The following is a 20,203-nucleotide window of genomic DNA, read 5'->3' as shown; positions in this document are numbered from 1 at the left end:
GGATGAACATATGTCCCGTGCCTTCGACCCCGTCCAGCTCGGCACCATAGAGCTCTTTTGCAAGGCAGCCGAACTTGACAGCTTTACCGCCACGGCTCAGGTACTGGGGGTAACGCCCGCCTCGGTGAGCCGCTCCATCCAGCGTCTCGAGGCCAGGCTCGGCGTCAAACTCTTCCATCGCACCACCCGCAGCGTGCGCCTCACCCATGACGGGGAGCGCTATCGGGAGCAGTGCCAGCAGGCGCTCGAGCAGATTGCCGAGGCCGAGCGGGCCATCACCGGCCGCCAGCGCCACCCCAAAGGAGTGCTGCGCATCAGCGTGGGCACAGTCTATGCCCACCACCGTCTGGTGCCCCTGCTGCCGGGCTTCATGGCGGCCTATCCCGAGGTCGAGCTGGAGCTCAATGTCTCCAACAGGAACATCGACTTCGTGGAGGATGGTTACGATCTGGCCATCCGGCTGGGGGAGCCACGCGATGGGCGGATCATCGCCCGCAAGCTGGAGGATGCCAGCCTCGGGGTCTTCTGCGCCCCCGATTATGCCGCCCGCCGCCCCGCGCCAACCTCCCTGGAGATGCTGTCGCAACATGATCTGATCCAGTTCATCACCCCGAGCACGGGTCGCCCCTTCCCCTGGCAGTTCGTGAACGAGCAGGGGGACCCTGTCGACCTTCATGTTCAGAGCAGACAGCGGGTGCTTGACGATGTGCTGGCGGGCCTGGGCTGGGCGGTGGCTGGGGGCGGTCTGTTCCAGATCTACCATTTCGTGGCGGCCGAGGCGCTGTTGCAAGGCAAGCTGATCGAGGTGATGACCCCCTTTGCGGGGCGATCCCGCCCCTTCTACGCCCTCTATCCACAGCACCGTCACCTCTCGGCCCGGGTCCGGGCCTTCGTGGATTATCTGCTGGCAGCGGTGCACCCAGAGGGGTCGCCTGTGCCAGGGGAATATCCCCCTCTTCGTTGACGAGGGCCCCTCATCTGCGTGCCTGCACCCCCGATACCGGGGGCAAAAAACAGGTGGCACTCTGGACACAATGGTTGCCTAATTAAATAAATATGCATAAAAATCAATACAGGCAGAGCTAGATATATGAACTCTTCTGCTGTTTGTATGAAGCATCATGCTGCCGAAAATTTTCTGTGAGCCACCTCCCGCCGTTTAATTCAAGAGCCTATAACCTTGACCCGTACAATAAAAACCTGACGTGTTCCGGTTTATTTCACCATGCATCACAAAGGAGTGTCATATGTATAAAAAAGTGAAACTGGCGAGTATTATCAGCACCCTTATTCTCTCGGCCACTGCATATTCTGCAGAGATGACCGTGGGCTTCTCGCAAATTGGTTCTGAATCCGGGTGGCGAGCTGCAGAAACCTCGGTCGCCAAGAGCGAAGCCCAAAAACGCGGCATCATCCTGAAAATTGCCGATGCCCAGCAGAAACAGGAGAACCAGATCAAGGCCATTCGCTCCTTTATTGCCCAGGGGGTGGATGCCATCTTTATTGCCCCCGTGGTACAGACTGGCTGGGAGCCGGTATTGCAGGAGGCGAAAGAGGCCGAGATCCCGGTCTTCCTGCTGGATCGCAATATCACGGTAAAAGATGACGGTCTCTTCATGACCGGGGTCGCCGCCGACAGCGTCCACGAAGGGGAAGTGGCAGCCCAGTGGCTCATCAAGCAGCAGGATGGCAAACCGTGCAACGTGGTGGAATTGCAGGGCACAGTGGGTGCCAGCGTGGCGCTGGATCGCAAGAAGGGCTTCCTCGACACCGTCTCGGCCGTGCCCACCATCAAGATCATCCGCACCCAGTCCGGCGACTTCACCCGCAGCAAGGGCAAGGAGGTGATGGAGAGCTTCATCAAGGCGGAAAATAGCGGCAAGAATATTTGCGCCGTCTACGCCCATAACGATGACATGGCCATCGGCGCCATCCAGGCCATTAAAGAGGCCGGGCTGAAACCGGGCAAGGATATCAAGATCATCTCCATCGATGGCGTGCCGGATATTTTCAAGGCGATGATCACAGGCGAAGCCAATGCCTCGGTGGAGCTCACGCCGAATATGGCGGGACCGGCCTTCGATGCCCTGCTGGCCTATAAGAAAGATGGCACCCTGCCCCCCAAACATATCAAGACGGAGTCCAAACTGTTTGAGCCCGGGAGTGCCGAGGCGCAGCTCGAGCTGAAAAAAGACATGGGTTATTAATCCCGCTCCCCCGCCAGACTGTCACATAGCGCGCCATATAAGTGATTGAACTTGTATGGCGCGCTATATCGGAGAGCCAATGTTCATGTCAGAGAACACTCACGATGTCGTATTGAATGCCCGCGGAATATGCAAGGCGTTTCCCGGAGTACGGGCCCTGCATCAGGTGGACTTCTCCCTGCGCCGGGGAGAGATCATGGCGCTGCTCGGCGAGAACGGGGCCGGCAAGTCCACGTTGATCAAGACCCTCACCGGTGTCTATCAGCGAGACGCCGGCCGTATCGAACTCGATGGCGTCCCCATCTCCCCGACGGACACCGCCCATGCCCAGCGTCTGGGGATAGGCACCGTCTATCAGGAGGTCAACCTGCTGCCGAACATGTCGGTGGCGGACAACCTCTTCATCGGCCACGAGCCACGCCGTTTCGGCTTCATCGACCGGGGCGCCATGACCCGGCAGGCCAGCGCCATCATGGCCAGCCACGGCTTCGAGATGGATGTCACCCAGCCCCTCGACCACTACTCGGTCGCCATGCAGCAGATCGTGGCCATCGCCCGGGCGGTGTCACTCTCCGCCAGGATCCTGATCCTGGACGAGCCCACCGCGAGCCTGGATGCCAGCGAAGTCCAGATGCTCTTCTCCCTGATGACGCGCCTGCGGGATCAGGGGGTAAGCCTCATCTTCATCACCCATTTTCTCGATCAGGTCTACGCCATCAGCGATCGCATCACAGTGCTGCGCAACGGCGAGCTGGTCGGCACCCGCGACACCCAGGCACTGCCACAACTGGAGCTGGTCAAGATGATGCTGGGACGCGAGCTGGACGACAATGCCCTCAAGCGGGCGGGCAAGACACTGCGCAGCAACCAACCCATGGTGTCGTTCAGGGACTATGGCAAGCGGGGAGTCATCACCCCTTTCAGTCTCGACGTCATGCCCGGGGAGATAGTGGGCCTCGCCGGCCTGCTCGGGTCCGGTCGTACCGAGACCGCCGAGCTGATGTTCGGCATAGTCCCGAGCGATAGCGGCGAGTGCCGGGTGCGGGACAAGCCGGTGACCATCCGCTCTGCACGCCAGGCGGCCGCCAACGGCTTTGGTTTCTGCCCGGAGGATCGCAAGAGCGCCGGCATCATCGCCTCGGCCTCGGTGCGGGAGAACATGGTGCTGGCCCTGCAAGCCCAGCGGGGCTGGTTGCATCCCCTGTCTCGCAAGGAGCAGGACGAGATCACCGCCCGCCTCATCGAGCAGTTGGCCATCAAGACCCCGGGACCAGAGCAGCCCATCCAGTTTCTCTCCGGGGGCAACCAGCAAAAGGTGCTGCTCGCCCGCTGGCTGCTCACCAAACCCCAGTTCCTGATCCTAGACGAGCCTACCCGGGGCATCGACGTGGGGGCCCACGCCGAGATCATCCGCCTCATCGAATCCCTCTGCGCCAACGGGCTGGCCCTGCTGGTCATCTCCTCCGAGCTCGAGGAGCTGGTGGGCTATGCCGATCGGGTGATCGTCCTTCGTGACAGAAAACAGGTGGCAGAGCTTGCGACGGACGCCCTGAGCGTCCCTGCCATCATGAACGCCATTGCATGTGAGGCCTGATATGACGTCATCCATTCTCCCCCTCGCCAAGGGGTCGCGCGCCCGCAGGGAGTGGCCCACGGGCTCGGCCCAGTGCGCCGCCCTGGTGTGCGTGCTGCTCATCAATGCCCTGGTCGCCGACAACTTCTTCGCCATCCACATCCAGGATGGGCGGCTGTTTGGCAGCCTCATCGACATCCTCAACCGCTGTGCCCCGGTGGCCCTGCTCTCCCTTGGCATGACCCTGGTGATCGCCACTGGCGGCATCGACCTGTCGGTGGGCGCCGTCATGGCCATCAGCGGGGCCACCATGGCTAGCCTGGCCACCGGCGGTCACAGCCTGCCGGTCATCTTCGCCGCCGTCATCGGGGTGGGCCTTCTGTGCGGCCTGTGGAACGGCCTGCTGGTGGCGGTGTTCAAGATCCAGCCCATCGTCGCCACCCTGATCCTCATGGTGGCGGGCCGGGGAATCGCCCAGCTCATCACCGAGGGGCAGATCATCACCTTCAACAACGACGCCCTCGCCTGGATCGGCAGCGGCTCCCTCTTCTATCTGCCCACCCCGGTCATCATCACCCTGGGCATGGCACTGCTGCTCTGGCTGCTGACCAAGCGCACCGCCCTCGGCCTCTTCATCGAAGCGGTGGGGATCAACATCAAGGCTGCCAAGAACGCCGGGCTCAACACCCCCATGGTGGTGATCGCCACCTACCTGTTGAGCGGCATGATGGCCGCCGTCGCCGGCATGATAGTCGCCGCCGACATCCGGGGTGCCGATGCCAACAACGCCGGGCTCTGGCTCGAGATGGACGCCATTCTGGCGGTGGTGATAGGAGGCACCTCCCTGATGGGGGGGCGCTTCAACCTCGCCCTCTCCCTGATCGGCATACTGATCATCCAGGGGGTGAACACCGGGATCCTGCTCTCCGGCTACCAGCCCCAGTGGAACCAGATCGTCAAGGCCCTGGTGGTGCTGGCGGTGCTGGTCATGCAGTCACCGGCCCTCAACCACCTCTTCCAGCGAGGGACTCGCCATGTTTAAACGCAACCTCCCCCTGATGGTGACCATCATGGTCTTCGTGCTGGGCTATCTGCTCTGCCTGGCCTCCTTCCCTGCCTTCATGTCCACCCGCATCATCTGCAATATCCTGACGGACAACGCGTTTCTGGGAATAGTGGCGGTGGGCATGACCTTCGTCATCCTCTCGGGGGGCATCGATCTGTCGGTGGGGGCCGTCATCGCCTTCACCGGCGTGCTGCTGGCAACCCTCATCGGGAGGCTGGGGGTCAGCCCCGTGCTGGCCATCCCTCTGGTGCTGGTGCTCGGGGCAGGCTTTGGCGCCCTCATGGGCTGGCTCATCGACACCCTGAAGATCCCCGCCTTCATCATCACCCTGGCGGGCATGTTCTTCCTGCGGGGGGCCAGTTTTCTCATATCCGAGCAGTCCCTGCCCATCGATCACCCCACCTTCACCTACCTGTCGAGCCTGTCGTGGAAGATACCGGGTGGCGGTCGCCTGAGCCTGCTGGCCCTCATCATGCTGGCGGTGGTGGTCTTCGGCATACTGCTCGCCAACCGCACCCGCTTTGGCAACAACGTTTACGCCATCGGCGGCAACGCCACCTCGGCAGCCCTGATGGGGATCTCGGTGCGCCACACAACCATTCGCATCTACCTGCTCTCCACCACCCTGGCGACTCTGGCAGGCATCGTGTTCGCGCTCTATACCTCGGCGGGCTATCCGCTCGCCGCCGTCGGGGTGGAGCTCGATGCCATCGCCGCCGTTGTCATCGGCGGCACTCTGCTGAGCGGCGGGGTGGGCACCGTCTTCGGTTCCCTGTTCGGGGTGCTGATCCAGGGGCTGATCCAGACCTACATCAACTTCGACGGCACCCTCAGCTCCTGGTGGACCAAGATCATCATCGGCCTGCTGCTGTTCAGCTTCATCGCCCTGCAGCGCCTGCTGATCCTGGTCTCGGAGCACCGCAAGGCCAACAAGCCAGGTCCCTTCAAGCGCCAGGTTGCCGCCCAGCCCGAGTGAGGTATCAGTAAGACTCTGGTGGCAGAAGATAACGCGGCAAGGCGCTCCCGTGCGCCCTCCCCGCCTGGCCGTCGCGGGTCCGGCGCAGAGGATGGGGAGGCAGCGGGGGCGCTCACAGGGCCCGGCCCCAACCTCCCGCACGCCCCTTTGAGGGGTGACACCGTCTTTGGAAGGCACTCAGGTCAATCGCGCCACCAGGGGCTACCCTCATGGGGGCTCAGCACCTCCAGAGGCTCCCCCATGACAGGCGTGGTCAGGGGGATCTGTTGCTCGGCAGCCAGTCGGGCAATCTGCTCAAGCGGGTCGTTCCAGCGGTGCATGGCCAGATCGAAGGTGCCGTTGTGCACCGGATAGAGCCATTTCCCCCCGAGATCGTGAAACGCCTGCGCCGTCTGCGCCGGGAGCATGTGCACCAGCTCCCAGCGCTTGTCGTAGGCCCCGGTCTCGAGGAAGGTCACGTCGAACGGACCGTAGCGCCTGCCAATCTCCTTGAAACCGTCGAAGTAGCCGCTGTCACCGCTGAAGAAGAGGTTGACCCCCTCGCCGCGAATGACCCAGGAGGCCCAGAGGGTCTGGTTGCCGTCCCCGAGGCCACGGCCGGAGAAATGCTGGGCCGGGGTCGCTACCAGGGTGACACCGCCCACCCGGGTCTGCTGCCACCAGTCCAGTTCGCGGATCTTCTCCTTCGCAATCCCCCAGGCCATGAGGCGCGCCCCCACCCCGAGGGGCGTGATGAAGTGGCCGACCTTCTCCTGCAGCGCCAGTATTGCCCCGTGATCGAGATGGTCGTAGTGATCATGGGAGAGGATCACCCCCTCGATGGGGGGCAGCGCCTCCATGGTGATGGGCGGTTGATGCCAGCGCTTGGGGCCGAACCACTGCACCGGCGAGGCCCGCTCGCTGAACACGGGATCCGTCAGCCAGAACGTACCCTGCAACTTCAGCAGCAGAGTGGAGTGGCCGAGGCGCCACACGCTGTTGTCCGGCGCCGCGATGAGCCCCTCCCGGGTCATGACCTGTACCGGAATGGCGCGATCCGGCACCGTGCCCTCAGGCTTGGCAAACAGAAAGTCCCACCAGAGCCTGGCCCCTTCCCAGAGGCTTCGCGCCTCGGGTGTCACGGCATTGTTGAACCGCCCCCCCTGATATTGCGAGGAGTCCGGGTGTTCGGGCAGGCCCGGTTTGAGTAGAGATGCGATCATGCCAATCATCAGGGCTCCTTTGAGCAACCACAGAAAACGACGCCCCTCAGGGGCGCAAAAAGAGGCTGGCGGGGTCTGCATTCATGCCACGCCTGTCAGCTTGGTCTCTGGTGAGTCGAGAGCAGCCCCTGCACGGGGCCGCACCTTCCATAAAACAGAACGGGAGAATCGCACGGTATGAAACCGGTTCCCGACATCTCCGGTAACGGCAAGATAGCCTGCCCGGGCTCCCGCCACCAGAGGGGTTCGCGTTGCCGCGTGACCCCGGCATGGTGTCGCGTCAAGCGCATGGCCTCACCTGCTCTGCCGGCGCCAACAAAAGGAGGCGCCGGATGGCGTATTGCAAGAGCTTGCAGTGCTTAAAGTCAGAAGATGGCTGGGCCATAGAGGCCACGGGAGGTGACTGAGGGAAAGCATGATCTCAAGGGGACAGTGAGGACGTTTGAGCCAGGCGCGGTCTGAAGCCGGATAAACGCCCATGGGGCACAGGCTCACCTTGCGGTAGAGCAAATAGCATGTGAAGAGAGCTGAAAATTCACTTTGAATACTCCTGATTCATCCACACAAAGTGGATTACCAAGAGGTCTGAAGGGGGGCTATTAGCTGTAACTTATTGAATTGCAGAAACAAGTGGTGGCCCTACCAGCCACATCCCGGCACTCGAGTCCCCCGCCTTGGCTGCTACCTTCCGGTCCTGACCAGGTCGACGGGTTATCAATGCGAGAGGACCAATAGGACCACCGGCGAGGAGAATAGGCAAACTGGCCCCTCAATGCAACGGCTTTCTGCCGCAGCGCGAGCTGTTCGCCTTATTTTTCAACAATCTGGCCAAGGGTTCAGCTAAAGAGCATGAATTTGGCACCCACCAGCAACATGAGCAGGGCAAAGGCCTGCTTGAGCCGCCGGGGTGACATTCTGTGTGCCAGTCTGGCGCCCAGACGGGCAAACTGGGTGCTGGTGAGCACGATGCCAAGCAGGGCCGGCAGATAGATGAATCCGACGCTCCACTCGGGCAGATCGGCGTCTCCCCAACCCGCATAGAGGTAGCTGAGGCTGCCTGCCAGGGCGATGGGCATGCTGCAGGCGGCGGAGGCGGCCACGGCGTTGCGCATGGGCACCGAATTCCAGGTAAGGTAAGGCACGGTCAGCGAGCCGCCACCGATGCCGAACAAGGCCGACATCCAGCCGATGACGGTACCCGCGATCCCGGTACCAAGGGGGCCCGGCATGTGTCGCTCCGCTTTTGGCCTCAAATTGAGCCCCATCTGCAGGGCCATGGTCCAGGCGAAGCAGCCGATGATGATGTTGAGGGTGCTGGCGCTCAGCAGGTTGGCGGTCATGCCGCCGAGCCAGGCACCGACCAGCATGCCGGCGCCCAGGCGCCGAATCATCCCCCAGTCCACCGCTCCTGCCTCCTGGTGCGCACGCAGGGAGCTGAAACCGGTGAAGATCATGGTGGGCAACGAGGTGCCGAGGGCCAGATGGGTGATGATCTCCGGCGCCACGCCCTGTGCGTGAAAACTCAGGACCAGCACGGGGACGATGATGAGGCCGCCGCCGATACCGAACAGCCCGGCCAGCATGCCCGCGAAGGCCCCCAACACCAGATAGCCCACAAACAGCATAAACATTCCTTCAATAACGAAACAGCGGTCAACTTGACCGCCATTATCCATAAAAAAGAGATGGCATCTTGCCATCTCTTTATTGTGCCGATTAATGCAGGGGAATGGTACCGTCCATCACCTTGTAGAACGCCAGCACGGCGCAGCCGAGCAGGGCTGCCGTCATCCCCTGCTCCAGCCGATTGAGGCTGCGCAGGCCGTGGTGCTGGCGCGCCTTCCAGTAGATGAAGATCCCCGGGCTGTAGAGCAGCGCCACCAGCAAGAGGTACTCCACCCCGGCGGCATAGACCAGCCAGCAGCCATAGACGGTGGCCACCAGGGCCAGCAGCAGGTCGCGCTTGCGCTGATGGGGCTGGCCCGCGTAGGTCTCCCCTTTCAACGCCAGCTTGAGGCCGTAAGCACCGGAGAAGACATAGGGCACCAGGGCAGCCGAGGTGGCGATGTTCACTAACGCCAGATAGGTGCTGTTCTGGAAGTAGATGATGATGAGGAAGATCTGCACCAGGCAGGTGGAGCACCAGAGCGACACCTTGGGGGAGCCATTCTTGTTCTCCTTGGCGAACCAGGCCGGGAAGACCCCGGTCTTGCCCGCGATGTAGGGCACTTCCGCCGCCAGCACGGTCCAGCTCAGCAGGGCCCCCATCACCGAGATCACCAGGCCGATGTTGATGAGCCAGGCGCCCCAGGGGCCGACCACGGCTTCCAGGATCATGGCGGTGGAGGGGTTCTTGAGGGCCGCCAGTTGCGGCTGGTTCATGACCCCCAGGGAGAACAGGGTCACCATGACGTAGAGCGCCAGGGCGCCGAGCAGCGCCAGCACGGTGGCGCGGCCCACGTCCTTGCGATGGCGGGCACGGGCGGAGACCACCACAGCCCCCTCGATGCCGATGAAGACCCAGAGGGTCACCTTCATGGTGGACTTGACCTGATCCATCACGGAGCCGAGCTCGGGACTCCCCTGCCCCCAGAGATCCAGGGTGAAGGTCTCGATGTTGAAAGCGAGCAGGATGGCTACGCAGAAGACGATGAGGGGCACCATCTTGGCGATGGTGGTGACGATATTCACCAGCGCCGCCACCTGGATGCCGCGCAGCACCAGGGCATGCACCGACCAGATGAGCAGGGAAGCGAGCGTGATGGCGACCGGGGTATTGCCGTCACCGAAGATGACATTGTCCGGCGTGTCGAAGAAGTAGCTCAGGGCACTGAACACCACGATGGCGTAGGAGACGTTGGCCAGCAGCTGGCACAGCCAGTAACCCCAGGCGGCGTTGAAGCCGACGAAATCCCCGAACCCGGCTTTGGCGTAGCTGAAGATGCCGCCATCGAGATCCGGTCGACGCATGGAGAGATTCTGGTAGACCAGGGCGAGGCAGATCATGCCGATCCCCGTGATGGCCCATCCCAGGGCGACGGCCCCGGCACTGGCGTGCGCTGCGATGTTTTGCGGCAGACTGAAAACCCCGGCACCGACCATGGAGCCGATCACCAGCGAAATGAGGGCACCCAGCCCCAGTTTCTTGTCCATCTCAAACCTGTTTTATTAGGCGGCGGCTGAGCATCCGTATTCATACAGCGCGCGACATGGGAGGGGCTAAAAATCCGTACCCCGTGAAAAAGGCGGCAACTATATTGCATGACTATTCCGGCCGCAATCCCTCTTGCCGTCAATCATGAGCCGCCTTGACCGCGCGCAATTTTACAGCACTGACCCGGGGTGCCTGTGAGCTGGTTCAAATTAAGAAAGACCCGTTGATATTTCACGACTTTTCATGATGCCGCCCCGCTTTTCAAAAGCCGGACCTGCATGGCTATGCACCCTTGCACTGGGGCCTTTCCCCTGCAAAAACGCCCCTGCTGGAGGGGCGTCAGAGAGGGTATATGCAGGGGGGACTAGAGCCTCAAGCCGCCGTCCAGCTCGATCATCCGCCCCGACAGATAGTCGTTGGCAAGGATGAACTGCACCGTCTGGGCCAGCTGCGCCGCCTGCCCCAGGGTGCCCACCGGGATGGCCTGTTGCATGCGGGCCATGGCTTCGGGCTTCATCGCCGCCGTCATGTCGGTGGCAAAGACGCCGGGGGCGATGCCCATCACCCGGATGCCGTGACGGGCCAGCTCCTTCCCCCAGGTGACCACCAGCGAGGCCACCCCCGCCTTGCTGGCGGCATAGTTGCTCTGGCCGATGTTGCCGGCCCGGGCGATGGAGGAGATGTTGATGATGACGCCCCCCTCCCCGCCGGTGGCCATCAGCGCCGCCCCCTCGCGCCCGCACAGGAAAGTGCCGGTGAGGTTGACGTCGATGACGCTCTGCCACTGGGCCAGGCTCATCTTCTCCGTCAGTGCCCCCTCCTTCACCTTGATCAGCATGCCGTCGCGCAGGATGCCGGCACAGTTGACGAGACCGTGCAGGGCATCGAACTGATCCTTGATGGCGGCGAAGGTCGCCTCGACCTCCGGCTCGCTTGCCACGTTGCAGACGAACAGGGCGCACTGGCCATCACGGCTGCGCACTTCCGCCTCGGTCACCTCCAGATCGGTGCGGTTGACGTCGATGAGCGCAAGTTGCGCCCCCTGCTCCGCCAGACTCAGGGCGATGGCGCGCCCGAGCCCCCTGCCCGCCCCCGTGATCGCGATGACTTTCCGTGTGATATCCATAAATGCTCCTGGTGAGATGGCTGGTGACTGTCGAGTCAAAGACTATCGGGTAAAAAGGTAGATAGCGGCCCTTAACCCAGCGCTGTCTTGTCCAGATAGAGTTCGAGGATGCTGGAGAAATCCTTGTTCTCCTGGCCCTGGCTCACGTGCAGGTTGAAGAGGTTGCGGGCCAGTGCCCCCATCGGCACGGCGCTGTGGGCATGCTCGGCCAGGGCCATGGCGAGCCCTAGGTCTTTGACCATCAACCGGGTCATGAAGCCCCCCTGATAGTTGCGCGACGCCGGTACGTTTTCCATCACCCCGGGCCAGGGGTTGTAGCGCTCGAGACTCCAATTGTTGCCCGAACTCTTGCCCATGATGGTGGAGAGCACCCCCGGATCCAGCCCCTCCTTGACCCCGAGCGCCAGCGCTTCCGCGGTGCCGGCCATGTGGATGGCGAGCAGCATGTTGTTGCACATCTTGGCGATCTGGCCAGCGCCGAGGGCCCCGGCGTGAAACAGGTTCTGCCCCATGCAGGCGAGCACGGGTCTGGCCGCTTCAAAATCCACTTGTTCGCCACCGACGATGAAGGTGAGCGTGCCCGCCGCCGCGCCGGCCACCCCCCCCGAGACGGGGGCATCGAGAAAACGGATGCCGCGCGCCTGCGCCGCCGCCCCCACCTGACGGGCCGAGGCCACGTCTATGGTGGAGCAGTCGATGACCAGGGCACCGGGCGACAGGGCCGCCAGCAGATCCTGGCCGCCCCGCTCACCGACACTCTCCCCCAGCCAGAGGCTGCGCACGTGCTCCCCCGCCGGCAGCATGCTGATCACCAGCTCGCAGCCGCTCACCGCTTCCCGGGCATTCCCGGCGGCAATGCAGCCGGCCTCGATGGCGCGGGTCAGGCTCTCGGGCACCAGATCAAACACCTGCACCCTGTGCCCCGCCCTGGCCAGGTTGGCGGCCATGGGGCCCCCCATGTTGCCAAGCCCGATAAACCCAATCCTTGTCATGGTGTGCTCCTTGTGTGTGCTCCTTGTGTGTGATCCCGCGTCAGCGGGGGCGCAAGGGGTTGTCCCCCTCGGGCCAGCGATAGAAGGCATCCAGCCAGGCCTCCCCTGCCTGCGGGGCCTGCCAGCGGGGTGATTTGTCCTTGTCGATGAGCAGGGCCCGTACCCCTTCCACAAAATCCCCTTTGAGTACGCAGTTGACCGAGAGGGCCAACTCGTCGGCGAACACCTCGGCCAGGGACTGGCGCCGTGCCTGCCAGAACTGGCGCCAGAGGATGGCACGGCTGATGGGGCTGCCGCGAAGGCAGGTCTCCCGCCCCTGAGCCAGCCCCGGTTCGTCCAGCTCGGCGTCCTCGAGGCGTGCCAGCACCCTTTGCAGGGAGCGGCCGGCCAACAGCGCATCGATGCGTTCCTGGTGGGGCAGCAGTACGGGAGGCGGCAATGCCTGACCAGGGGCCTCCTGCAAATCGGTGAGCAGCACCTCGATCTGCTCGCAGGGGTCGCCTGCAGACCAGTCGAGGGCGGCGAGGCGCATCGGCAGTTCCACCCGCTCGCGGCTCCCCATGGCATGATCCGCGAGCCCCAGGCCGATGGCATCCGCCCCGTTGAAGCGGGCACCGGTGAGGCCAAGCCAGAGTCCGAGCCGCCCCGGCATCCGGCTCAAAAACCAGCTGGCCCCCACGTCCGGATAGAGGCCTATGGTCACCTCCGGCATGGCGAACAGACTCTTCTCCGTCACCACCCGAAAAGCGGCCCCGGCAAAGAGGCCTATGCCGCCCCCCATGCAGATGCCGTCCGCCACGCAGACAAGGGGCTTGCCGTAGCAGTGGATGTGATGATCGAGCCGGTACTCCTGCAGGAAGAAGTCGCGGGCATAGCCGAACAACTCAGAGTGGTTCGCCTCCTGCTTGCGGTAATAAAAGGAGCGGATGTCACCACCGGCGCAGAATGCCTTCTCGCCGGCCCCCTGCAGCAGCACGCAGACGATGGCCGGATCCTGCTCCCAGCGGGTCAACGCCCCCTGCAACAACTGGATCATCTCAAGGCTCAGGGCGTTGAGGGAGGCGGGGCTGTCCAGAGTCAGCATGCCGATGTGGCGGCCATCCGCCGTGGGGCGGGTCTCGATGCGCACGGGCTCACTCATGGGCAGCCCCCGCAGACCGGGTATCTGCCCCTGCGACATGGCGGGTCGCCATCATTACCTCATTCATCCTTCACTCCCTCACTCTTTCGGTTTGGATTGGTCGTAACGCCAGCGCGGGGCCCGCTTCTCCAGGAAGGCCGCCACCCCTTCGCGCTGGTTGGCATCGTCAAACAGGGCGAGAAAGAGGCTGCGCTCGAGTGGCAGCGCCGCGTCCCTGTGGGTGCTTCGCCCCTGATTGATGAGCTGTTTGCAGGCACGCAGGGCGCTCGGGCTCTGGCGCTCCACCAGCTGGGCCATCTGCTGCGCCGCCTCCCAGGCGTGCCCCTCGGTCACCACCTCCTCCACCAGCCCCATCTCGTAGGCCAGGGTGGCGCTCACCTTCTCGCCGCAGAGGATCATCCGCTTGGCCCAGCCCGGCCCCACCAGCTCGGTGAGGCGCTGGGTGCCGCCGGCACAGGGCAGGAGCCCCACCGAGGCCTCCGGCAACCCCAGCTTGGCCTGCTGCTCGGCGATGCGGATGTCGCAGGCCAGCGCGACTTCGAGCCCCCCTCCCATGGCATAGCCGTTGATGGCGGCGATGCTGACCCCGTGAAAGCGGGCCAGCGCCTCGAAGGCGTGACCAAAGGCCTCGGCCACCTCGCGGGCATGCGCCAGGCTGCCGTCGGCGAACATCTTGAGATCGGCGCCGGCGCAGAAGAATTTCTCTCCGGCACCGCGGATCACCAGGGCTACCACGTCGGGGCGACCATCCAGCTCCACCATCATCTGCAAGAAGGCTTTCAGGCTGGCGAGCGTCCAGGTGTTGGCGGGTGGGTGATCGAGGGTGATGTAGGCCACGTGGCCGTGATATTCGAGCCTGATCCTTGTCATTGCGTTGTCCTTGTCAAAAAAACTGCCCCATGATGACAGGGTTGAATGGAGCCAACCTGCACCTGGCTCACAAAGCCTGAGGACGCGCCGACTGCGTCCTCAGGGCAGGCTACTCCCGCTACTCCAGCGACAGGCCGGGGTCGGCCAGCAGGCGGCGGGCGATGATGAGCCGCATCACTTCATTCGTCCCTTCCAGAATGCGGTGCACCCGGGTATCGCGCAGATAGCGCTCAAGCGGATACTCGCGGATATAACCATAGCCGCCAAAGAGTTGCAGGGCGTCGTCGCAGATGCGGTGCCCCACGTCGGTGGCAAAACGCTTGGCCATGGCGCACCAGGCACTTTTGTCCGGGCTGCCCTCATCGAGTTTGGCGGCCGCCTGGCGCACCAGCAGGCGGGCGGCCGCGAGCTCGGTGGCCATGTCGGCCAGGCGAAACTGCACGCTCTGGAATTCGCTGATCGGGTGTCCAAATTGCTGGCGCTGCTGCACATGGGCCAGGGCATCATTGAGAGCCTGCTGGGCAGTGCCCAGCGAACAGCTGGCGATGTTGATGCGCCCCCCATCGAGCGCCTGCATGGCGAACCTGAACCCTTCCCCCTCCTCCCCCAACCGGAAGCGAGCGGGAATGCGCACGGCGTTGAAGTTCACCTCCCGGGTCGGCTGGCTGTTCCAGCCCATCTTCTCCTCCGCCTTGCCGTAGCTCACGCCGGGGGTCTGGGCCGGTACCATGAAGGCGGAGATCCCCTTGGCCCCCTCACCACCGGTGCGGGCCATCACCACCAGCACGTCTGTGCTGCCAGCGCCCGAGATGAACACCTTGCTGCCGTCGAGGAGGTAATCCGCGCCATCGCGCACGGCGCGGGTCTTGAGGGCCGCAGCGTCGGAGCCCGCCCCCGGCTCGGTGAGGCAGTAGGAGCCCAGCAGTTCGCCGCTGGCGAGCCTGGGTACCCACTCCGCGGCCACCTCGGCAGGCAGCCAGCTGCCCAGCATCCAGCTCACCATGTTGTGGATGGTGAGATAGGCGGTGGTGGAGGTGCAGCCCATGGCGAGGCGCTCGAAGATGAGGCTGGCATCGAGCCGGCTCAGGCCCAGGCCGTCATACTGCTCCGGGGTATAGAGGCCGCACAGGCCCAGCGCAGCCGCCTGCTTGATGGTGGGGATGGGGAACTCGTGCTCCCTGTCCCAGCGTGCGGCATGGGGTTTGAGCGCCAAATCGGCGAAGGCGCCGGCCGACTCGACACAGGCCCGTTGGGATTCGGTCAGGGTAAAATCCATCTTGTTCGCTTCCTTATGTACTTGTTCCGTCGATCCGTTGCTGTCAATGGGGGCGCCCCGGCAAAGTGGGCAACTCCTGCCGTCAGCGCAGCTGGATGGTCATATTGGGGCCGCTGGGAATGTCTTCGTCGAACCAGCGCTCCGTCACCGTCTTGGTCTCGGTGTAAAAACGCACCGCCTGCTTGCCGTAGGCATGCAGATCCCCGTAGAAGGAGCCACGCCAGCCGGTGAAGGAGAAGAACGGCAGCGGCACCGGGATGGGCACGTTGATCCCCACCTGGCCCACCGCCACCTCGTGGCGGAACTTGCGGGCGGCGGCGCCACAGCCGGTGAAGAGAGAGGTGCCGTTGCCATAGGGGTTGGCGTTGATGAGGGCAAGCGCCTCATCCAGGCTCCCCACCTCGAGGCAGGCCAGCACGGGCCCGAAGATCTCCTCCTTGTAGATGCGCATCTCGGGGGTCACCCCGCGAAACAGGGTCAGCCCCACCCAGTTGCCCACCGGGTAGCCGGGGACGTCGCAAAAACGGCCGTCAAGCAGGCACTCGGCTCCCTCGGCAATCCCCGCCTCGATAAGCCCCTCCACCCTGACTTTCGCCTCCGGGCTGATGAGGGGGCCATAAGCCGCCTCAGGATCGTGCCAGACGCCGGGTTTCACCTTGGCGAACTCGGCGGCGAGCTCGGGGATCCACTCCCTGGAGCTCCCCACGAACACCGCCACGCTGATGGCCATGCAGCGCTGACCGGCGGCGCCGACTCCGGCTCCCACCAGGTTGCTCAGCACCTGCGCCTTGTTGGCATCCGGCATGATCACCATGTGATTCTTGGCGCCGACAAAACACTGGGCCCGCTTGAGTTGCGACGTGGCGCTGCGATAGACGTGGCCACCGACCCGGGCCGAGCCCACGAAACTGACTGCCTTGACATCGGGATGGGCCAGCAGCGCATCCACCTGCTCGGCGCCGCCGTGCACCACCGACAGAATGCCCCTGGGGGCCCCCGCCTCGGTAAACAGCTCGGCCAGGCGCATGGGGGTGAGAGGATCCTGCTCGGAGGGCTTGAGCACAAAGCCGTTGCCGCAGGCCACCGCCAGCGGGAACATCCAGAGCGGGATCATGGCCGGAAAGTTGAACGGCGTGATGCCGACGCAGACCCCGAGGGGCTGCACCCAGGAGTGGCCGTCGACCCTGCGCGCCACGTTACCCATGGTCTCCCCCAGGGTCTGGCTGGCAATACCGCAGGCCTGCTCCACCACCTCGATGCCGCGCCACACATCCCCCTTGGCATCTGCCAGGTTCTTGCCGGTTTCCTGGGCCAGCAGGGTCGCCAGCTCGTCGTGATGCACTTTCAACAGATGCTGGTAGTTGAACATCACCCGAGCCCGCTCGGAGGGAGGCACCTCCCGCCACTGCAGGTAGGCGTCGTGGGCGGTGCGCACCGCCAGCTCAATTTCCGCAGAGGTAGCTTTCGGCACCCGCGCCAGCAGATGCTGGTCCGCCGGGTCGGTCACCTCTATCCACTCGTCGCTTGCGGACGGACACGCCTCGCCACCGATGTAGAGCGGCAGATCCCCGTACTGGGTGTGATGCTGGCTCATGCCCCCCTCCTAGCCCGTTGGCAGGCGATGGCAGGCCACTGCAGGCCGGCCACATCCATGTTGCTGTTGCACATCCTGTTCACTCCTTGCGCTCCTCTGCCCGGGTAGCCCCTTGCGGCGGGCTGCCATCGAATTTACCTTAGACTAACAACTCATTTACGTTTACGCTAACGTAAACTTGAATCACGAATGGACTGACCAGTCATCACCCTGATGGCAGGGGAAATCGGCAGTCCACTGCACCAAGGAGAGCACGGATGCATGCCCTGATGGATGAAACCCTCCAGGCCCTGACCGAACAGGTCGAGGCTTTCTGCCAGAAAGTGATCGCACCGCGCGCCAGCGAGATCGATCAGAGCAACGCTTTCCCCCGGGATCTCTGGCCCCGCATGGGGGAGCTGGGGCTGCACGGCATCACGGTGGCGGAGGAATATGACGGGGTGAACCTCGGCTATCTGGCCCATGTGCTGGTGATGGAGCAGGTGAGCCGCGCCAGCGCCTCGGTCGGCCTCTCCTACGGCGCCCACTCCAATCTCTGCATCAACCAGATCCACCGCCACGGCACCCCTGATCAGAAGGCGAGATACCTGCCTGATCTGGTCAGCGGCAAACACGTGGGGGCGCTGGCCATGAGCGAGCCGGGTGCTGGCTCCGACGTGGTGAGCATGCGCCTCACCGCGGTGCGCGAGGGGGATCACTTCGTGCTGAACGGCAACAAGATGTGGATCACAAACGGGCCCGATGCCGACACCTTCGTCATCTATGCCAAGACCGATGCCGCTGCAGGGCCCAAAGGTATTTCCGCCTTTATCGTCGAGGCGGGAACTCCCGGTTTTTCCACCGCCCAGAAGCTCGACAAGCTCGGCATGCGCGGCTCCAGTACCTGCGAGCTGGTGTTCGACAACTGCCGGGTGCCGCAGGAGAACCTGCTGGGCCCCCTGCACGGCGGGGTCAAGGTGTTGATGAGCGGTCTGGACTACGAGCGGGTGGTGCTGGCGGCCGGGCCCCTTGGCATCATGCAGGCCTGCATGGACGTGGTGCTCCCCTATGTGCGTGAGCGCAAGCAGTTCGGTCAGGCCATCGGCGAGTTCCAGCTGGTGCAGGGCAAGCTCGCCGACATGTATACCCGCCTCGCCAGCAGCCGGGCGCTGGTCTACTCGGTGGCGAGCGCCTGCGATCAGGGCCGCACCAGCCGCAAGGATTGCGCCGCCGCCATCCTGTTTGCCGCCGAGAACGCCACCCAGATGGCACTCGATGCCATCCAGCTGCTCGGCGGCAACGGCTACATCAACGAATACCCCACCGGCCGCCTGCTGCGGGACGCCAAACTCTACGAGATAGGCGCCGGCACCTCGGAGATCCGCCGCTGGCTCATCGGCCGCGAGCTGATGGGGGATAACGCATGAGCAGGATCCATTCCCGTCTCGACACCGCGAGCCCCGACTATGAGGCCAATCGGGCCGCCATGCAGGCACTGGTCGACGATCTGAATACCCGCCTGGAGGAGATAGCCCAGGGCGGGGGCGCGGCCAACAACGCCCGCCATCAGGCCCGCGGCAAACTGCTGCCCCGGGAGCGCATCGACCAGCTGCTGGACCCGGGCTCCCCCTTTCTCGAGCTCTCGGCGCTGGCGGGCTGGCAGGTCTATGACGAACCGGTGCCCGCCGCCGGCCTCATCACCGGCATCGGCCGGGTCTCGGGACGCCTGTGCATGCTGGTGGTGAATGACGCCACCGTGAAGGGCGGCACCTACTACCCCCTCACGGTGAAAAAGCACCTGCGCGCCCAGGCCATTGCCGAGCGACTGCGCCTCCCATGCCTCTATCTGGTGGATTCCGGCGGTGCCTTCCTGCCCATGCAGGACGAGGTGTTCCCCGACCGGGAGCATTTTGGCCGCATCTTCTACAACCAGGCTCGCATGTCGGCCCAGAGCATCCCCCAGCTGGCGGTGGTGATGGGGCTCTGTACCGCCGGGGGTGCCTACGTGCCCGCCATGGCGGACGAGTCCATCATGGTCAGGGAGCAGGCCACCCTCTTTCTGGCGGGCCCGCCCCTGGTCAAGGCCGCCACCGGCGAGGAGATCAGCGCAGAAGCCTTGGGCGGCGCCGAGGTGCACTGCGTCCACTCCGGGGTGGCGGATCACATGGCCCGGGACGATGCCCATGCCCTGGCCATCGCCCGCACCCTGGTAAGCAACCTGGGGGACAACCAGACGGCGGCGTCACCCGCCCCATCCGCTCCCTCCTATGATGAGCCGCACTACCCCATCGAGGAGCTCTACGGCCTGGTGGGCACCAGTCTCAAGCGCCCCTATGACGCACGAGAATTGATCGCCCGACTGGTGGATGGCTCTGTGTTTGACGAATTCAAGGCGTTGTTCGGCACTACCCTGGTGACGGGTTTTTCCCGCATTGAGGGCATGCAGGTGGGGATCCTCGCCAACAACGGCGTGCTGCACAGCGACAGCGCCCAGAAGGGAGCCCACTTCATCCAGCTCTGCAACCAGCGGGGGATCCCGCTGCTGTTTCTGCAAAACATCACCGGCTTTATGGTGGGGAGTACGGCGGAGAAAGAGGGGATCGCCAAGCACGGCGCCAAGCTGGTGACCGCCGTGGCCTGCAGCCGGGTGCCCAAGATCACCCTGATCGTCGGCGGCAGCTTCGGTGCCGGCAACTACGGCATGTGCGGGCGCGCCTATGAACCGGATTTTCTCTTCAGCTGGCCCAACAGCCGCATCTCCGTCATGGGGGGCGAGCAGGCGGCCGGGGTGCTGGTACAGGTGCGCCGGGACAAGCTGGCCGCCGAGGGCAAGACTCTGGGCGAGCCGGAGGCGGCCGCCATTCGCGCCCCGGTGATCGCGCAGTACGAGCGCCAGGGTCACCCCTATTACGCCAGTGCTCGCCTGTGGGATGACGGCGTCATCGACCCGGCCCAGAGCCGCACCGTGCTGGCCCTGGCGCTGGCGGCCTGCCAGGGGGCCGAGCCGGGCCCCGGGCAGTACGGCATCTTCCGGATGTAAGGAGTTC

General features: G+C 64.1%; 16 protein-coding genes and 1 other RNA gene. 7 read left to right on the top strand and 10 right to left on the bottom strand.

Features of this window, described 5'->3' with window-relative positions; translation table 11 throughout:
* Window positions 1-10: 10 nt before the first annotated feature.
* From H7R73_RS11190 to yjfF, 5 genes are all read left to right on the top strand, one after another.
* Window positions 11-964, top strand: coding sequence for a LysR family transcriptional regulator (locus H7R73_RS11190; RefSeq protein WP_103260050.1), 954 nt, complete (start codon window positions 11-13; stop codon window positions 962-964).
* 283 nt (window positions 965-1,247) lie between these two features.
* Window positions 1,248-2,207 carry a galactofuranose ABC transporter, galactofuranose-binding protein YtfQ gene (ytfQ, locus tag H7R73_RS11185; protein WP_103260049.1) on the top strand — a complete coding sequence of 320 codons (960 nt, stop codon included), beginning with the start codon at window positions 1,248-1,250 and terminating at the stop codon, window positions 2,205-2,207.
* 85 nt (window positions 2,208-2,292) lie between these two features.
* Window positions 2,293-3,801 (top strand): galactofuranose ABC transporter, ATP-binding protein YtfR, encoded by a 1,509-nt coding sequence (gene ytfR / locus H7R73_RS11180; RefSeq protein ID WP_103261125.1) that lies wholly within the window; start codon window positions 2,293-2,295, stop codon window positions 3,799-3,801.
* Window position 3,802: 1 nt separating this feature from the next.
* Window positions 3,803-4,822, top strand: a complete 1,020-nt coding sequence (gene ytfT / locus H7R73_RS11175) for a galactofuranose ABC transporter, ATP-binding protein YtfT (RefSeq protein WP_010674605.1) — start codon at window positions 3,803-3,805, stop codon at window positions 4,820-4,822.
* Window positions 4,815-5,822, top strand: a complete 1,008-nt coding sequence (gene yjfF, locus H7R73_RS11170) for a galactofuranose ABC transporter, permease protein YjfF (RefSeq protein WP_103260048.1) — start codon at window positions 4,815-4,817, stop codon at window positions 5,820-5,822. The genes ytfT and yjfF overlap by 8 nt, the downstream gene beginning before the upstream one ends.
* 182 nt (window positions 5,823-6,004) lie before the next feature.
* On the opposite strand, the gene H7R73_RS11165 is transcribed toward yjfF, so the two are convergent.
* From H7R73_RS11165 to H7R73_RS11120, 10 genes are all read right to left on the bottom strand, one after another.
* On the bottom strand, window positions 6,005-7,024 hold the full coding sequence (locus H7R73_RS11165) for an MBL fold metallo-hydrolase (RefSeq protein WP_232092771.1): 1,020 nt from the start codon (window positions 7,022-7,024) through the stop codon (window positions 6,005-6,007).
* Between the two features lie 637 nt (window positions 7,025-7,661).
* An RNA gene (gene ffs / locus H7R73_RS11160) (signal recognition particle sRNA small type) lies at window positions 7,662-7,758 on the bottom strand.
* Window positions 7,759-7,860: 102 nt separating this feature from the next.
* Window positions 7,861-8,649 (bottom strand): sulfite exporter TauE/SafE family protein, encoded by a 789-nt coding sequence (locus H7R73_RS11155; RefSeq protein WP_042014760.1) that lies wholly within the window; start codon window positions 8,647-8,649, stop codon window positions 7,861-7,863.
* A 91-nt stretch (window positions 8,650-8,740) separates the two neighbouring features.
* Window positions 8,741-10,177, bottom strand: a complete 1,437-nt coding sequence (arcD, locus tag H7R73_RS11150) for an arginine-ornithine antiporter (RefSeq protein ID WP_103260046.1) — start codon at window positions 10,175-10,177, stop codon at window positions 8,741-8,743.
* A 365-nt stretch (window positions 10,178-10,542) separates the two neighbouring features.
* Window positions 10,543-11,304, bottom strand: coding sequence for an SDR family oxidoreductase (locus tag H7R73_RS11145; RefSeq protein ID WP_103260045.1), 762 nt, complete (start codon window positions 11,302-11,304; stop codon window positions 10,543-10,545).
* Window positions 11,305-11,375: 71 nt separating this feature from the next.
* Window positions 11,376-12,296, bottom strand: coding sequence for a 3-hydroxyisobutyrate dehydrogenase (gene mmsB, locus H7R73_RS11140; protein ID WP_103260044.1), 921 nt, complete (start codon window positions 12,294-12,296; stop codon window positions 11,376-11,378).
* Between the two features lie 40 nt (window positions 12,297-12,336).
* Window positions 12,337-13,437 (bottom strand): enoyl-CoA hydratase/isomerase family protein, encoded by a 1,101-nt coding sequence (locus H7R73_RS11135; RefSeq protein ID WP_103261124.1) that lies wholly within the window; start codon window positions 13,435-13,437, stop codon window positions 12,337-12,339.
* A gap of 78 nt (window positions 13,438-13,515) precedes the next feature.
* Window positions 13,516-14,307 (bottom strand): enoyl-CoA hydratase, encoded by a 792-nt coding sequence (locus tag H7R73_RS11130; protein WP_010674596.1) that lies wholly within the window; start codon window positions 14,305-14,307, stop codon window positions 13,516-13,518.
* Window positions 14,308-14,425: 118 nt separating this feature from the next.
* Window positions 14,426-15,583 carry an acyl-CoA dehydrogenase family protein gene (locus H7R73_RS11125; RefSeq protein ID WP_182951714.1) on the bottom strand — a complete coding sequence of 386 codons (1,158 nt, stop codon included), beginning with the start codon at window positions 15,581-15,583 and terminating at the stop codon, window positions 14,426-14,428.
* An 82-nt stretch (window positions 15,584-15,665) separates the two neighbouring features.
* Window positions 15,666-17,177: a CoA-acylating methylmalonate-semialdehyde dehydrogenase gene (locus tag H7R73_RS11120; RefSeq protein ID WP_182951713.1), complete on the bottom strand. Its 1,512-nt coding sequence runs from the start codon at window positions 17,175-17,177 to the stop codon at window positions 15,666-15,668.
* Between the two features lie 257 nt (window positions 17,178-17,434).
* Between H7R73_RS11120 and H7R73_RS11115 the strand changes: the two genes are divergently transcribed.
* Together H7R73_RS11115 and H7R73_RS11110 are read left to right on the top strand one after the other, a co-directional pair.
* Complete coding sequence (locus H7R73_RS11115) at window positions 17,435-18,583, top strand: isovaleryl-CoA dehydrogenase (RefSeq protein WP_103260041.1); 1,149 nt, start codon at window positions 17,435-17,437, stop codon at window positions 18,581-18,583.
* Window positions 18,580-20,196, top strand: a complete 1,617-nt coding sequence (locus H7R73_RS11110; RefSeq protein WP_182951712.1) for a carboxyl transferase domain-containing protein — start codon at window positions 18,580-18,582, stop codon at window positions 20,194-20,196. Before H7R73_RS11115 ends, H7R73_RS11110 begins: the two co-directional genes overlap by 4 nt.
* Window positions 20,197-20,203: the final 7 nt, after the last annotated feature.

The organism is Aeromonas sp. WP2-W18-CRE-05, from assembly GCF_014168615.1.
GTDB classification, from domain to species: Bacteria; Pseudomonadota; Gammaproteobacteria; order Enterobacterales; family Aeromonadaceae; genus Aeromonas; species Aeromonas caviae.
The sequence above is the reverse complement of the archived record's forward strand: the minus strand, read 5'-3'. Positions and strand labels throughout refer to the sequence as shown.